Raw genomic sequence first — 14,892 nt, 5'->3', positions numbered from 1 at the left:
ATATTAGCCATCGTCAACTACTAACACAAAGAAGCTAATCTGGTTTACCCACAGATAACCCATCATGGAAGGAATGAAAAGCACCTGGAGGTGCATCAATTTCTGTGTCTATACTTTCACCTGTCTCTGCATCAATTATTGATGTAACCGTAGCACTGTCAAACTTTCCAGCACGAGGAATCGTAAATCCTTGAGGGAATTCAAGTACAATTTTGTAGATTTGACGATTACCAGAAATTTCTGGATTTTCAGATGCTATTCCAGAAATTTTTGCCCGTTCTGCTTGATGTTGACTATACTTTATAAGCTGGATTGACTTGAGTTTTGCTTTCTTTGTTAGTCTTCCAACAATCTTTTCTTGTGGCACTAATTTATCAATAGACAAAGCACTGTTATCTTTCAGCCTGACTTCAGGCGCTTTTAAAGCTCCTGGCGAAGAAGGAGCTTTTCTAACTACTGGTATTGGTGCAGGCTGAGCTAAAAGATACTCTGGCAATAAGATAAATGAGACAGAAGCAATGGCAAGTAACTTTTTCATTTTTTAATTCCTTGAGGATTAGAGGAGCCAACTTACAAGAGTTAACCCAAATCCAGGTATTTAATATGAGTGATTTTGCTCGTTACTCAGAAATGATTGCTGTTAATCCCAATACCATTTCATCTATTCTTTGACTGCAATTTGTTATTACTTCATATATCCAGTTTCGCGGAGAAACTTACGTACATCGGCAAAATATTGATTGCGATCGCTTTTTGTATAAGCTTGTCGGACTCGTTTCCAACCATCTTCTCCCTGACCGAGTAAATACTTATCTGCTAAGTACGCAGCTAAAAATCCTCTACCATCATCACCTTGCTGGCGAATCTCAGTGTAGGTTTTCCATAAATCTGCGGCGTGGCTATAAATTAACTTGGGATAGCGGCGAGTTACATTAACCATTTTGCCTTGGCGATATTGCCAAATTTGCAGCGGATAAGCCGAAGCAGCGTAAGCTGTAAAAGCATAGGCAAAGCGATCATCTCGACTCTCAAATTCTAAGAGTCCATCTTTGTCTACATCCTTAAATCGATAACCACCATTACCCCACTCATGGCGAATTTGAGTGTACTTTTGGGATTTTTTGTCATAGCGATAAATCAAAGAATAAGTACAGCAGTGCGCTCCCCCTGTAAAGAAATCGGCAACTACTTCTGGTTCTTTATCACCATCTAAATCTAAAACTGGTAACTTATTTTCTTGCTCGTTGAAACCTCCAACAGGTCGGTCATATTCACTTTCTTGGGGCAGTTTTTTATCTAAAACAGTTTTACCAGCTCGGCTAATTTGCAAACGTACATTCTTATATTGATATTCTTCAGGTTTGTCATAAGATATTTCTGCACGAACATTGCCTGATTGCCCAGCAATAGTTTCTGCACTACTTGGCTGGGCAAATACAGCCATCTGGCTGAAAACAGCTAAACCGATGAGAGATTGACTAAGCAAAGCACGGAGATTATTCAGCATGGGTGTTGTATGTTGTTTGTTCAACTGTATACAACACTACAAAAATCATCAATATCGGAAAATTGCTGCCACCGATGCTTGATTTGGCATTCTTTCTGGTTCCACAGCATAAACCTTGCCACCATTGAGAATAGTGTGAATCGCGGCAAAATCTAACAAATCTTCATCATCTGCTTCTGGTTCTGGGTGAATATCTACATTCATTCTTGCTGGGTCAAACTTGCCCCAAATTTGTTGACCTACAGGTACAAACAAAGTATCAACTCTTTGATAGTAAGCCGCAGAAACAACTTCCTTAAGGTCACTAGAAGCTTTACCAGTACCTTCTCCAGCCAGTTGTTGATAAAGTTCCATTGCCTGCTGTTCTGACTCGTGAAATAGAGGCTCGACAATTTGCCAAGCATCTGCGTGTAATTCATCAGCTTGGAAAAGTTCTGGTCTGCGGGTAATACCTTGTTCTAGCAAATTGGTATAACTATTTGCTTCACGGTAAATTGGATGGAGATAATCTACTCCTGCCAAAATTAGTGGTGCTGTTTCCTCACGGAGTTTTTCATGAAGTTCAGCATCGACTATGTGAAAGAATTGCAGGATTGCTTCTTGATGTTGATCTCTGTCTGGGCTTCCCTGTCCGTGAAATGCACCTGGCTGTGAGCTTGAAAAAGAAGTTGAAGTGCTGCCTTTTTTTGTGGCGATGCGAAATTGACCTTCTTTAGCAGTTTCGTCATATAAAAGCGCTTCATCAAGACTTTTAGGCAGATTTTCTAGTTCTACTTCCTTCAAACCAGAGCGAGTACCTTCAAAAAATTTCAAATTTTGTTGGCTTAAAGCCAGAACGTAGAACTTGCCATCATTATTAATTAAAGGTAATAATGGCTTGATGTGGAAGCGATCGCTCACAACTACCAGTTCTTGAAACTCCATTGGCAACTGATAATAGCGAAATACTCCTGGAGCAATAAAAATAGCGAGGCCCTGGTCTTGATTTTCCCAAAACTCAGCCTTATCAAGTTCCATCGCTGGCTGAAGAAGCTGATTTGCTTCCGGTTGGCTCATTTCTATTGCTTCTAAGCGTGCTTGAGCTTCGCGAATTAAATTTTTAAACCGAATCGGATTTTGCCGAATCTCTGGCCCTGCTTTTTGCATAGGCATATACAGAGAAACACAAAGGCTATCAGTATGTTCAGTTAAAGTTTTTAATTCATCAGTAGATAATATTGTCATATTATAAAACTCCCATCTAAATCAATACAAATTGCATCATTTAGATTTATTTCAGAGCTAAAAGCCGAAAAATTCATCTTTCTTTTGATAAAAAAAACTACCGCCTCACCATTCTTTAGATGGATATATCTAGATCCCCAATTTCTTTAAGAAGTCGGGGATCTGTTTTCTCACGTATGATATGGGACTGCTATAAATAGGTGAATAAGTACATATAAAAAAATACGCCTGTTTCGTTTTCGGCGTATTAAGTGAAATTTTTATTAGATAATATGAGCAACAATCTGAGCAAGATTTTGCATTTATCCAGCATTAGGCGTGTCAGTATTTGCTGAATTTGATTTGACTGCCATACCTCGTGACTGTGAATTGACAAAACCTAAACTTACACGTTTCATAATCCAATGCAAGCCTAGAAGAATTACAAAAGTAATTGCAATAATTACTAAAGGCTGTTTACCCAAGAGTTCTTCTACACCTTTGGTTAATAAAGCATCTGGTTGAGTAATAAAATCCCAACTGTTGAAACGTAAAAATCTTCCCCAATAAATTCCCACAGCACAGAGAGCATGAGTAATTAACTCTACTCTAAAAATCCATTGACTCTTGCCGATGCGGTGTAAATAGTAACCTAAATTGATTAAAGAAATAACATAAGCTTCAAACCCAGCAAAAATTACCAGCAAATATACAGGCATTAGCACTAAAGTAATTATCCACACTGACTGGATTGTGCGAATATCATCTATCAGGTGAATGACATCGGTTAATAGATAAGGCGCATTTGGTAAGAAAGCATAAAATACGATAAATCCCAACCACCAAACCCAAGAACGTCCCCGTCTAGTGCGGAACAACCAAACACTTAAAGCCAAAGGTATAAAAGCTAAAAACAGGTTCCACGTCATCCAATTCATGTTTATCCGCAAGACCTGTAAAACTCTGGCTATCAGTTCAATCAATTCCTCTTTCATAAATGCTCACTTGCAAAATGTGTGATTGATATAGTTTCGTTCTATAGTCTTAACTTCAGTGGTTGACTGATAAATTGGGAAAATTTAATTGTGGGAATCTTTAGTATATTCTTTGTCGGGTTTAGAAAAGTTTATAACAGGTACATAATATAACGTGAGTTCGACAGATTGAAAAAACCCCTCTCCAAACCTCTCCCCTATAAGGAGGAGCCACTGCGTTGCGCGGGTTCCCCGCGTTGTAGCAAGTGGCGTAGAGGCTTTAAAAGCTTAATTGTTCGTTGATATTTAAGCCCCTCTCCGCTTCGGAGAGGGGTTGGGGTGAGGTTCATTGAATTCACGTTAATATACTGCCCATCATAAATAGCTTTCAAGCTGATTATACAGGTTTACTCATTTCACACTTCATACTTCATATTTTTCGTACTAGTATAACCAGAAAATTCTCCAGGCTAAATTTAGTAGAAATCTGGAAGTGTGAGCGGCTAAAATGCTACCCAAACTTCCAGTATAGTTTTTGCTCTAGGAGGTCGTATTTTTTTAGTCGTGATTTAGATACAATCTCCCTTAAGACAATTCCCGAAAAATTCAAAATTTGATACTGCAACCCGATTCGATGTCTGAATCTCTCGTATAGGTAAGGAGCAAGAAGGAATAAAGATATAGGACTCATATTTGATTAGTGAAAAAAATCAGTACACATCTAACTTTCCTGTTATCTGTTCCCTGTTAAGAGTTCCCTACCTACACAAGGATTTTCAGTAATCAAATCGGATTCCTATATTACCTAGCTGCGCAAAATTGTTACAAAAATTTAACGTACTAGAATTCGACTGCGTGGGCCAATTGCTTGTTTAGCCACAGTTACTTGTGAGCGACAATTGAGAGACTCTTTGTGACAAATCTTGGCTGGAACAGCAGCAACCTCTAAACTCACTGGATTAGCTGTGAGGGAATAGCCACTACTAAACTCTATATTTGAGTCGGTTGAGGGTGAGGGGGAATTAGCTTGACCAAATATACTACCATTATTAGTCTGTGTAGGAGCAGTGGCGATCGCACCACTATCTACTGATACTGGAACTGGTGTACTAGGTACAGATGGAACAGTAGGAGGATTATTGATTGTAGGTGTAGTGGGAGTTGAGGTACTACCACCACCACCGGAATTAATTAGCGTAGCATTGGCAGGTACAGTAATGCTCAATCTCACCAAAGGAGTGTTTTTCATCTCATAAGTGGTGACGCTGGGCTTGCCGGGAATATCTGATTTATAATCAAAGACCGTAGGACTTTCGCCACCATTGCGATCGCTATATCTTGGCCCTTGTCCATTCAACTGAAAAGTTCCTTGATATTGCTTACCAGTTTTTGGGTCGGTAACAACACCAGTATAAAAAGCTTTTGCGAACCCAAACTCATCTTGAACTATTCCTTGAAATGAAATATTTGGGATTTTTCCTTGATAAGTAAAAGGTGTCAATTGTCCACCCGAAAGTGCAGGCGAAGTCAAAACTCCATTGAAAGAAATGACTGGAATGCCTTTGAAGTCAACGACATAACGCAAACTGCCATCAGCACGTGTTAGTACCTTTACATAATTAGACTGGTAAACTGGCACATAATTAGGCCTACTTGCAGTACCAATATTACGTTGATATACTCCTTGGGAATCAGTATCAATGCGAGTGACTGAGTTATTAAAATTGGGATTAAAACTCGGAAGTTCCAAGCTTCCTGATAATGTACCAGTGCTTTGAATGATTAGTTGAGCCGAAGCACTGCTCCCCCCTAAACCGATAAACACTGCTGCTAAACTGCTACTACTCAAAACTGCACAGCCTATCTTTGTGGCTGATGACTTTAATTGCATAAAAAATCTGCTCCGAATTTGCTCATCAAAAACAACACGCATCAAACTTTAATGCGTGAAAAAAAGTTAAAAATATAACTTGCACAGTCTTAAAAATTGCTGACAGTCAACAGTAGTAAGACAACACGGAGTGGGGGTTTCAACCCTTGTGATTACATTTACATGATTACGGAGTTAAAACCGGAAGGTTGCTCTCAATGCGCCGACTATCAAAGGGTCGTTAGCTGCATTGTGATCAGGATTAAAAACAACTAATAAGCCTGGTGTTAGAGACAAATGATCATTTAGCTGGGCGCGATAAAAAAGTTCTACATGCCATGATGTATCTTTACGTCCCCCAGGCGTTCCGCCATTGGAAAAGTTCGGAAAATTGAAGCCATCAGGTAAGCTACTTGAAGTAATTTTGGGGGGTTGTCCCACTAAAATACCGCCTAGATTGCCAGTCTTGCCTAAATTAGGTAACGCTGCAAATACCATCCAGTTAGTAGTTTCTACACTGCCAGAGAGATTAACTGGTTTGGATGAGGAAAAACCACCCCAACCGCCTAACTGCAAATTTTCATTCACACGCCATGCCACAGTAGCACCAACAGCGTGGGTATTCAAAGCTCTACTAGGTGCAAATGGTGAAATTAATTGCCCATCACCAATACCAGTACCGAGTAAATCATTTGAGGAGTGGGAATATATGTAATCTATGCCGATATCTATATTATTAGTAGGCGCGAGGGTGAGTTGTGCGCCTGCGGTATATCTACCACCGAATAAGCCGCCAAAATTGCTATTACCAGAAAAATTAGGAATTTCTGCGCTATAAACACCTTGCAGACTGATGCGATCGCTAATTTCCCAGTCAAAACCTATACCACCAGTACCGTTACCAATATTCAAAATTGGGTTACGCTGACCAAATTGCGAAATTGCCCCATCTCCTGAACCTTCTAATGGGTTAATCCCACGAAAGGTAGTGGCTGGATTCACACCAGATGCACCCACTACAATTCCCAAATTATCTGCAAGCAAAAATCGATATGACAAGTCATTAATTACGAGTTTATTCTCTGTATTAGATTCAAAACTCAATCGCCCCATATTGTTAGAAACTAAAGCAGCATTAGAACCTAAATTTCCTGCTGATATTCCTGTAATTAATAAATCTTTCCCGGTAAAGGAAGTGGCTAAGGTTAACTGTACGCTATCAGTAAAAGTTATATTTGTTTTACCTTGACGTTCCGGTATTCCATCTCTAGGAAACAAATCAACATTCGTCGTGTTTGTTCCTTGTAAACTAAAAATAGCTTGTCCAAATAATCTGGTTGTCGTAGAAAACTGATGAGACTTTAATTCAACATTTTTATTTTCTAAAACATCAATACGTTGGGTTATTTCCTGTAATTCTCTTTGAAATTCAGATTGTAACCTTTGTATTTGCTCTAATTCTTCATTAGTAATATTATTAGCTTGATTTTTAGTAATTAATTCCTGAATTTGATTCAGACAAATATTTAAACTCTGGGCGAATTCATAACGATTTACAGGACTGTTACCCAAGTAATTTCCATTTGTACTTCCTGCTAAACAACCGTAGCGCTCAACTAAAGACTGTAAAGCACCAAAAGCCCAGTCAGTGGGTTGCACATCATCCAGTTGCGAAACCGATGTAATTTGCGACATCTGATCCTCAGACTCAGAAAATTCTGGGGCTGCGGGAGACTCTGGCGAAATTGGTAGTTGTGCAGATGATGAGAATTCTGGCGTGGTTTCCAGTGGTTGGGAATCTTGCGTAAGAGAATTTTGCGAACTAATGTTTTTATGAACTTTATTCAGTAGATTTTGATACTGCTGATTTGCAGGTGCAGCGATAACTTGGGAAGTGCTATCAAACTGCATGAATTCAGGCGGTGTGATTTCCGCAGCTGAAGAAATTGGAGATAAATTCTCTTCTGTTGGTTGCTGCACTCCATTGTCTGACTGAACTACAGGCGGCTCTGGTAAATTATTTGGTGGAGATGTTTGCCCGACTGTCAATACGCCCAGCATCAGTAGACTTATGTCACTCATGGTATATCTCTTGACTAACACCAATATTCCTTTTGACAAAGGTTGTTGGTGTTCTTCAGGATATTTCTGTATAAAAAGTTATAAAAATTCTAAAGTATGAATTCTGAAGTATGAAATTACAGGAGAATTCAGAATCAGAATAAGCTCTATACCTAGCACCTTCAGCCTTCATACTTCATACTTCATACTTTCACTCTGGCTGGCTACAGTACTTATTGAGATCATTCATTAACGTGTCTGATTCTTTGCCAGCTGTTTTCGCAGCAGCAGTTAAGGCTGTGTCGATTTCGTTTCTGGCTTGTTTGATTTTTTCTCTACCTGTTGGCGAAGCTTCAGCTGTTTTCGCAGCAGCCAAAGCGTTAGCCGCCTTGCCAATGGCTTGACTAAGGTTATCAAATACCTTCTGGAAACTGCTTCGATATTCTTTGAGTTTGGGATCTGCCAATTTTAATTCTTCTAAAGATGTATCAATAGCTTCTAAATCTTTAGATAGTTGTAAGCTAGTGATTGCTTGCTTGCCTTTATTTTGATCAATAAGCGCATTTCCTTCATTGACAACTTGAATTAGCCGCTGACATTGTGAGGTTTTATTCTCACAACCAGTAACTAATAGAGCCAGACTCAGACTAACAGGAGCAATAAAACTATATTTACACCACACAGAGATTCATACCCTACCAGCAGTAAAATCCAAACAATCGTAACTAATAATTTCATAAATTGTGGAAATTGTTACGTGAATTTCCGGAAAAAATCAGTGGATGGCTAGAAAAGCCTTGGCCATTAGGATTCACGCGCCAGTTCGTTGTAGTGAGTCCATTGCAACAGGAAAACCTTCCTGTTGTAGCAAGTACCCCTGCGTAACCTTTACAGTTATAAGTATTTATCGGAAATTGATATTAGTCTTGGAATTCTAGAATATGTTTGGCTGTAATTTGTGGTTGCTCTAAATGTGGGATATGACCTGAATCTTGAATCCAAATCAGTTTACTATTGGGAATTGCTCGTTTAAATCGCTTGGCATCTGTAGTGCCTAAAATTCTATCTGAGTCGCCCCAAAGAATTAACGTTGGTTGTAAAATTTGTGCCAGTTGCTTAAATCTAAAAGCACTGTAACCACCACTTTTAGTAAAAGCAATTAAAGCGAGATGCCAACTGGGCATTTCTAGATGTAAACCGCCGCAACACGAGGCATCAAGGGAAATCAGACTGGGGTTTTTATAGGCAGTACGAGAAATGCGATCGCGGACTTTGGGATTCCGCAAAAATTGAGTAGCCCAATTATCTAACGGCGGAAACATGAATTTAGCCAAAGCAGAACCCGCCCTCAAACCTGCGCTATCAATTAACACCAGTTTTTTGACTACTTCTGGGTAAGTGAGGGTAAAGTCAATCGCGGCTGCACCTCCCATCGATGCACCCACCAGGATTACAGGCTGGTTAATTAAGGTTTTCCAGAAATAATATAGATGGGTTTTGATGGCAACAGGACTAAATTGTATGCCTGCGAGTCTGTCGGTAAAGCCAAAACCGAGTAAGTCCACTGCCCAAGTTTCATTATTTTCTGCCAGCCGTGGTAACAGCCGTCGGAATTCTAAGACGGAACTATCAAAGCCGTGAATTAGTAAAATAGGTATGCCACCACTGCCTTGTTTAACATAGGTTGTGGTAATTGGCTGATGAGATAAAGGAGTAGCGATCGCTTGACTTTGAATACTACGAGCTAGTGCGATCGATTCTGGCTCTGTTAATTGCTCAACTGCGGCAGGTAAAAAACTTGGAAACATAACTTATACTTTACAGCACCCAGTTACTAAATATAGTGCTGATCTGCAAGCTGATTACTCAGTGTACGGAAAAAAAGTCCTCAATGTCACAATTGGAGCAAAACCCTCGTAGAATAAAAAATACTTATTTAGTGTCTCAGGAGCTAATGCCATGCCAATGGCGGTTGGCGTAATCGAAACTCTAGGTTTTCCATCTGTGTTAGCCGCAGCAGATGCAATGGTGAAATCTGCCGCAGTCACGCTGGTTTATTATGGTCTAGCGGAAAGTGGCCGCTTTGTTGTCGCTGTCCGAGGACATGTTGCTGAAGTAAATAGAGCGGTTGAACAAGGTATTAATGCTGGGGAGCAAGTAAAGGCTGAAACAGTAATTACCCATTATATAGTTCCTAATCCCCCGGAAAATGTGGAAACTATACTACCAATCCACTTCACTAAAAAATCTGAACCGTTCCGTATCTTCTAAAAGATTTTGCCATTAAAATCTGTAACGAAGCTTTCTACAATTAACTTGTAGCGTTACCACATACGTTTATTTATATCAGGAGATTGCTAATGTCACTACAGGCAGTTGGTTCACTGGAAACTAAAGGTTTTCCTGCTGTACTAGCAGCAGCAGACGCGATGGTAAAAGCTGGACGAGTTACCCTTGTTGGTTATATCAGAGTTGGTAGCGCTCGTTTTACAGTCAATATTCGTGGAGATGTTTCGGAAGTGAAAACCGCAATGGCTGCCGGTGTGGAAGCAGCAGAAAATGTTTATGGTGGAACATTAGAATCTTGGGTAATAATTCCTCGTCCCCATGAAAACGTCGAAGCTGTTTTACCAATTGCTTATACAGATGAAGTCCAACAGTATCGAGACTCTGTAGAAAATCCCATCGTTAGGTCTTCTAACGGACGATAAAGTTAGATTCATCAGCTATTAATCAAAAAGCTAAAGTCAAGAGTCTACAGTCTCACTACTAATCAATGATTAATAATTAAGACTAGACTATTGACTTTTTGCTATATATGTTGTTGAAATTTAAGTCTATTGAATTGTCATAGATGCCAGCAACAACTATCTCCTACCCCAACTTGCAAGTTTCTTTTTGCAGAATAAATTGCCTGTAAAGAAAATTACAAAGTTTGAATGTCATTCAAAAACATTTCATTATCTATAAGCTTGACAGTTTTTAATTAAACAAAGAAGGAATAGAGCTATTTGATGGTTGATGGATGACTGTTAACCCTCAATTACCAATCCGAAGAATAAGGATGAAGTGCTTTGAATGCAAGTTCTGGCTTTCATCTGGGAAAATCATAGAAAAATTTAACCAAGCTAGTCGAGATTGATAAGAAAAATTACATATTATCTAATACCTAAAAAAGTATTGATTAAGTGAAACTTCTCTACCAAAAATCACGTCGGAACATGGGTAAATTCCACTAGTTCTTTAGCAGAAGTGTAAAGTGTCAGCTTTTATTAACTGAACCTTGATCGTGATTTTGTCCTCCTCAGTTTTGGATAAATAGCTTTTCGGGTTTATTGAGTGTAAAGTTACAAAAATTAAAATATTTCAGATCAGGAAGCAAATTTCTCAAGACTGAAATTTTTATTACTCAGAGAATAAAAGTAAAAATCACAATCTGAAAACTTCTGCATAAAGTTTGGGAATAAAAACGTAATAAGAATAGAATCGCTGAAATGTCTTCATGAAGGTGACAGATTCATGAACAACTGCCAGCCAAATGTTAAGAGTGACGAACGGGGGTTGTGATGCAAGCTGTACAGCAGGGTTTTGAGGAACGCAATCTCACTATGGCAACAGATGCAGAAAAATTGGCGCAGTATTGGCGTAAACGCCTAACTGTAGAGATCTCGGAACAAAGCGCATCTGTGAGGGAGAGTATTGTTTTGTGGCTTTTGGGAAGAGACTTAAAACGATTTGAATCATTAGACCCCAAAGAACTAGAGATTGCCAAGCAAGCAATGGAGTATCGCTGGAAAATTTTACATCAACGCTACTTGGGAATTGGTAGAGAACGTGCATATCGCAACTTAATTACGCGATTGGGAAGTTTAGTTAGCTTACGCAATAAAATTCAAACTTGGGTAGCGTTAAGCCGCGATCGCCAACGCAGCGTCATGGATGTATTACAAGAAGTTATCCAAGAATTACTACAAAGCGATTCTTATATGCAGCAGCAAATGGCTTGCATTGCAGAAATCACCACCGACAGACGACTACAAGATACACTACTGTTCGCCAGTATAGAAGAGTATGCTTTGCGACCAGTACGCAATCAACCTCTACTCGTGTATAGATTTGTTAATTATTTACGTCGGACTCAACGTGGTGGCTTAACTCAAGTGCCAGGTAGCGACATGGTGAGACTTGTTTCCGAAGAAATTCTCACCGATGACAGTGATAATCGCGTTAACTTGGTAGATACGCAAGCGATCGCCGAATATCAAGAAGCACAGCAACAAGAAGAACAACAATCACTGCGACAATCTGTAGAAACAGAATTTGCCGACTATTTACAAGAAAATCTCGGACAAGAAGCTGTAGCTTGGTTGCGATTGTATCTCCAAGGAAAATCTCAAGATGAAATTGCCAAGCAACTAAACAAACCCATTCGGGAAATTTACCGCCTGCGCGAAAAAATCAGCTATCATGCAGTTCGTGTATTTGCCCTTAAAGGTAAACCAGAACTCGTTAATAGCTGGCTATCAATTTCCTTGGAAGAACATAATTTGGGACTTACACCCAACCAATGGCAGCAACTTTATGAAAAATTAACTCCCATTGGACGACAGGTGCTAGATTTACGCAAAGCAGGTGATTCTATTGAAGCGGTAGCTCAAAAGTTAAATCTCAAGAGTCATCAAGCAATGGGGGAATGGACAAAAATTTATCTGACAGCCCAATCGTTGAGAAGCGAAGAATAAGGAGTATAACAAGCGATCGCCGCAATTAATACCCATAAACATGATTATCAAGTAAAAATCAGTTGATTGGGAATTGGCGGAACGTATTCGGAAGGGTTTCCTAACTTAGCAACCTTTCCCCCTGCTCCCTTACCCATTTAACTGAGTATCATCTGACTGAGAGTAATTAATTTAACTTTTAACAAGATAACAAAGTATCTTTATTTACTGCCAAGTAACTTAGAGCAAAATAAAATATAAGGAAAGTTTAAATAATCAAACCTATGTTGTCTTCAGAGGACAAACCCAATGATACCGAAGCAAGCAGGCAGCAGGTACTATCCAACATACCGATAAACTTAGAGCAAGAAAGCGATCGACAACAGGTATTTCAGCTAATTGATCATCTCCTGTCCTTTGAAGCGTGTCTGTACCACCAAATTCTGCCCTTTAGATTAGAAAGCAACAAATTACTTCTCGGTATGGTGCATCCACAAGATAGCGGCGCACTAGATTACGTGAATCGCATCTTGTCTTATATCAACTGCACAATGGTGACTCAAGAAATCCCCACTGATAGCCACCGCAGTATACTTTCTGCCTATCTTAACTATAAAAATACGTTTAGCTCAGATATTAAAGCAGTCAATCATCATCAAACAAACTCTGCCCCAAAACTAGAACAACTCCATCACTCTGACATCACTTCATCTCAACATCAGCCGCAACCACCAGCATCTATGGTGGCACACATAGAAACACCTCAAAATGCTCGAAAATTAGCAGATTTCCCCCCACTTCCCGAACCCAACCTTTCAGCTTTCGTGCAAAAGTTCAAAGAAGAAACTACCGAAGCATCACTCACAACAAATTTAACTATCCTGCCCGTTCCTACCCCAGAACTATCTACTCCTGTAGAAGTGTTAGCATCACTCCCACCCAAGAAACTACTAGAAGAATTACTTGGACGAGTTCTCGGTGGCGGAATTGGTCGCTTGTATTTAGAAAGACAACCTTACAAAGGTAGGATACTCTGGAGTGATAACGGTGTTTTGCAATCTGTATTAGACAATTTACCTCTGTCGGTTTTTCAAGGTGTACTTAATGAATTAAAACGATTTGCTGGGTTACCTGTAACTACAATTACAGAACCAAAACAAATAGAAAAAGAATGTGTATATCAACAAAACCGGTTGCTATTACGCCTGCGAGTGATGCCAGGAATTTACGGTGAAGAAGCTACACTACAAGTATTGCGGGGAGCAGCCTTAAAGTTTTATCAACAACAACAATTAGCCCGTCTCAGCCGTGATGTCTTGGGCATTTCTCAACAACTCAGCTATAAATTACAGGAACTACATCAACGACTACTACTCAACTCTAGCCTTACACCAGAGCAATCAGATGCTTTAGATGCATTAAACCGCATAGTAGAAAATTTAGACCAACAAGTCAAAATACTCACAGCAAATAGTGATTCAATCAGCAAATAATAAATCACAATTCTGTCAGTAAAACCGCTGATTTCGATCCCTGACATAATTGCTATGTTGTAAGGGAACATTAGACCGATAAACCATAGATTGTTAGTTTAAATTTTTACATTTTATATATGTATTAATACTATGGTAGCGGGTTTAAAACTTATAGTAGTCAAGTTAATTTTCCATTATTGAATTCATTTTTACAGATATTTCATGCAGACTGAGGTTTTTAGTGAACTTTTCCCCTTACTGAGTACAGCCAACCCACAAACTTTAGAATGGCTGCTCAACGTTGCAATTGATCACGAATATCCCATAGGACGAGCCGTGTTAATGGAAGATGCTTGGGGTAATGCAGTTTACTTCGTCGTATCTGGCTGGGTTAAAGTCCGTCGTACTTCTGGAGATGATTCTGTTGCCATAGCAATTTTGGGTCGGGGCGATTTTTTTGGAGAGATGGCGATTTTAGATGAATCTCCCCGTTCCACTGATGTAATTGCCCTTTCGCCTGTGAAGTTACTCAGCATTTCTCGAGAGCGTTTTATTCAAATCTTATTTAAAGATCCACAATTGCATCATCGGATGTTGCAACTGATGGTGCGAAGATTGCGGCAAATTAACCAGCGCTTGCAGATCCGCTCTTCACCACCGGCTGTGAAACTGGCTCACACCTTAGTCAGTTTGGGTGAAAGTTACGGACAAGAATCACAGCAAGGTAAAGAAATTTTTAATATTCCCTTTAAAGATCTGGCAGAAGTGACAGAAATCGGAGTAGAGGAAACCACCAAAATCATGGAAAAACTACATGAAAAAGGATGGATCACAATTGATAATGTTAATAACATCATTCACTTGGTTAACTTCAAGCAATTAATGAATTTGGCCGGCAAAGTCTAATTTTGGGTAGAGTGTGGGGTCACAGAAGTTTAGATGCTGCCGAAATTCTTGTGCATAAGTTCTTCAGGCAAGAGAGCGCTAACGTAAGTGCTAAAAGCTGTTGTCTGTGTTAAAAAAAACCTGACAAAATTGTGAATGGCAGAGACCGCGTATGCAACTTTTTGCGCTCCTGTTG

13 protein-coding genes are annotated in these 14,892 nt (G+C 39.5%); 5 read left to right on the top strand and 8 right to left on the bottom strand.

Features of this window, described 5'->3' with window-relative positions:
- Window positions 1–34: 34 nt before the first annotated feature.
- The 8 genes from ACMX3D_RS24115 to ACMX3D_RS24080 all read right to left on the bottom strand — a co-directional run bounded on the left by ACMX3D_RS24115 (window position 35) and on the right by ACMX3D_RS24080 (window position 9,423).
- Window positions 35–538, bottom strand: coding sequence for a hypothetical protein (locus ACMX3D_RS24115; RefSeq protein WP_482748331.1), 504 nt, complete (start codon window positions 536–538; stop codon window positions 35–37).
- 147 nt (window positions 539–685) lie between these two features.
- Window positions 686–1,507, bottom strand: coding sequence for a hypothetical protein (locus ACMX3D_RS24110; RefSeq protein ID WP_482748330.1), 822 nt, complete (start codon window positions 1,505–1,507; stop codon window positions 686–688).
- A gap of 48 nt (window positions 1,508–1,555) precedes the next feature.
- Entirely contained in the window at window positions 1,556–2,731 is a 1,176-nt protein-coding gene (locus ACMX3D_RS24105; protein ID WP_482748329.1) for a baeRF7 domain-containing protein, read from the bottom strand.
- 302 nt (window positions 2,732–3,033) lie between these two features.
- Window positions 3,034–3,705: a DUF1361 domain-containing protein gene (locus ACMX3D_RS24100; RefSeq protein WP_482748328.1), complete on the bottom strand. Its 672-nt coding sequence runs from the start codon at window positions 3,703–3,705 to the stop codon at window positions 3,034–3,036.
- Window positions 3,706–4,516: 811 nt separating this feature from the next.
- Window positions 4,517–5,575: a hypothetical protein gene (locus ACMX3D_RS24095; protein ID WP_482748327.1), complete on the bottom strand. Its 1,059-nt coding sequence runs from the start codon at window positions 5,573–5,575 to the stop codon at window positions 4,517–4,519.
- Window positions 5,576–5,749: 174 nt separating this feature from the next.
- Window positions 5,750–7,636 carry an iron uptake porin gene (locus tag ACMX3D_RS24090; RefSeq protein WP_482748326.1) on the bottom strand — a complete coding sequence of 629 codons (1,887 nt, stop codon included), beginning with the start codon at window positions 7,634–7,636 and terminating at the stop codon, window positions 5,750–5,752.
- A 190-nt stretch (window positions 7,637–7,826) separates the two neighbouring features.
- On the bottom strand, window positions 7,827–8,303 hold the full coding sequence (locus ACMX3D_RS24085) for a hypothetical protein (protein WP_482752416.1): 477 nt from the start codon (window positions 8,301–8,303) through the stop codon (window positions 7,827–7,829).
- A gap of 232 nt (window positions 8,304–8,535) precedes the next feature.
- Window positions 8,536–9,423, bottom strand: coding sequence for an alpha/beta fold hydrolase (locus ACMX3D_RS24080; RefSeq protein ID WP_482748325.1), 888 nt, complete (start codon window positions 9,421–9,423; stop codon window positions 8,536–8,538).
- A 151-nt stretch (window positions 9,424–9,574) separates the two neighbouring features.
- Between ACMX3D_RS24080 and ACMX3D_RS24075 the strand changes: the two genes are divergently transcribed.
- From ACMX3D_RS24075 to ACMX3D_RS24055, 5 genes are all read left to right on the top strand, one after another.
- A complete protein-coding gene (locus tag ACMX3D_RS24075) occupies window positions 9,575–9,886 on the top strand; it encodes a carbon dioxide-concentrating mechanism protein CcmK (protein ID WP_482748324.1) in 312 nt (103 codons plus the stop codon).
- Window positions 9,887–9,975: 89 nt separating this feature from the next.
- Window positions 9,976–10,326, top strand: a complete 351-nt coding sequence (locus ACMX3D_RS24070) for a carbon dioxide-concentrating mechanism protein CcmK (protein WP_482748323.1) — start codon at window positions 9,976–9,978, stop codon at window positions 10,324–10,326.
- Window positions 10,327–11,181: 855 nt separating this feature from the next.
- A complete protein-coding gene (locus ACMX3D_RS24065; RefSeq protein WP_482748322.1) occupies window positions 11,182–12,357 on the top strand; it encodes a HetZ-related protein 2 in 1,176 nt (391 codons plus the stop codon).
- A gap of 263 nt (window positions 12,358–12,620) precedes the next feature.
- Complete coding sequence (locus ACMX3D_RS24060; RefSeq protein ID WP_482748321.1) at window positions 12,621–13,829, top strand: GspE/PulE/PilB domain-containing protein; 1,209 nt, start codon at window positions 12,621–12,623, stop codon at window positions 13,827–13,829.
- 204 nt (window positions 13,830–14,033) lie between these two features.
- Window positions 14,034–14,717, top strand: a complete 684-nt coding sequence (locus ACMX3D_RS24055; protein WP_482748320.1) for a Crp/Fnr family transcriptional regulator — start codon at window positions 14,034–14,036, stop codon at window positions 14,715–14,717.
- The last annotated feature ends 175 nt before the right edge of the window (window positions 14,718–14,892 follow it).

The organism is Anabaena sp. TISTR 8404 (genome assembly GCF_056847745.1).
The sequence above is the reverse complement of the archived record's forward strand: the minus strand, read 5'-3'. Positions and strand labels throughout refer to the sequence as shown.

What these genes read in the sequence shown, in the direction of transcription:
- ACMX3D_RS24100 (WP_482748328.1), bottom strand. Translation starts at nt 3,705, where the DNA reads ATGAAAGAGGAATTGATTGAACTGATAGCCAGAGTTTTACAGGTCTTG.
- ACMX3D_RS24105 (WP_482748329.1), bottom strand. Translation starts at nt 2,731, where the DNA reads ATGACAATATTATCTACTGATGAATTAAAAACTTTAACTGAACATACT.
- ACMX3D_RS24110 (WP_482748330.1), bottom strand. Translation starts at nt 1,507, where the DNA reads ATGCTGAATAATCTCCGTGCTTTGCTTAGTCAATCTCTCATCGGTTTA.
- ACMX3D_RS24095 (WP_482748327.1), bottom strand. Translation starts at nt 5,575, where the DNA reads ATGCAATTAAAGTCATCAGCCACAAAGATAGGCTGTGCAGTTTTGAGT.
- ACMX3D_RS24090 (WP_482748326.1), bottom strand. Translation starts at nt 7,636, where the DNA reads ATGAGTGACATAAGTCTACTGATGCTGGGCGTATTGACAGTCGGGCAA.
- ACMX3D_RS24080 (WP_482748325.1), bottom strand. Translation starts at nt 9,423, where the DNA reads ATGTTTCCAAGTTTTTTACCTGCCGCAGTTGAGCAATTAACAGAGCCA.
- ACMX3D_RS24070 (WP_482748323.1), top strand. Translation starts at nt 9,976, where the DNA reads ATGTCACTACAGGCAGTTGGTTCACTGGAAACTAAAGGTTTTCCTGCT.
- ACMX3D_RS24055 (WP_482748320.1), top strand. Translation starts at nt 14,034, where the DNA reads ATGCAGACTGAGGTTTTTAGTGAACTTTTCCCCTTACTGAGTACAGCC.
- ACMX3D_RS24115 (WP_482748331.1), bottom strand. Translation starts at nt 538, where the DNA reads ATGAAAAAGTTACTTGCCATTGCTTCTGTCTCATTTATCTTATTGCCA.
- ACMX3D_RS24065 (WP_482748322.1), top strand. Translation starts at nt 11,182, where the DNA reads ATGCAAGCTGTACAGCAGGGTTTTGAGGAACGCAATCTCACTATGGCA.
- ACMX3D_RS24060 (WP_482748321.1), top strand. Translation starts at nt 12,621, where the DNA reads ATGTTGTCTTCAGAGGACAAACCCAATGATACCGAAGCAAGCAGGCAG.
- ACMX3D_RS24075 (WP_482748324.1), top strand. Translation starts at nt 9,575, where the DNA reads ATGCCAATGGCGGTTGGCGTAATCGAAACTCTAGGTTTTCCATCTGTG.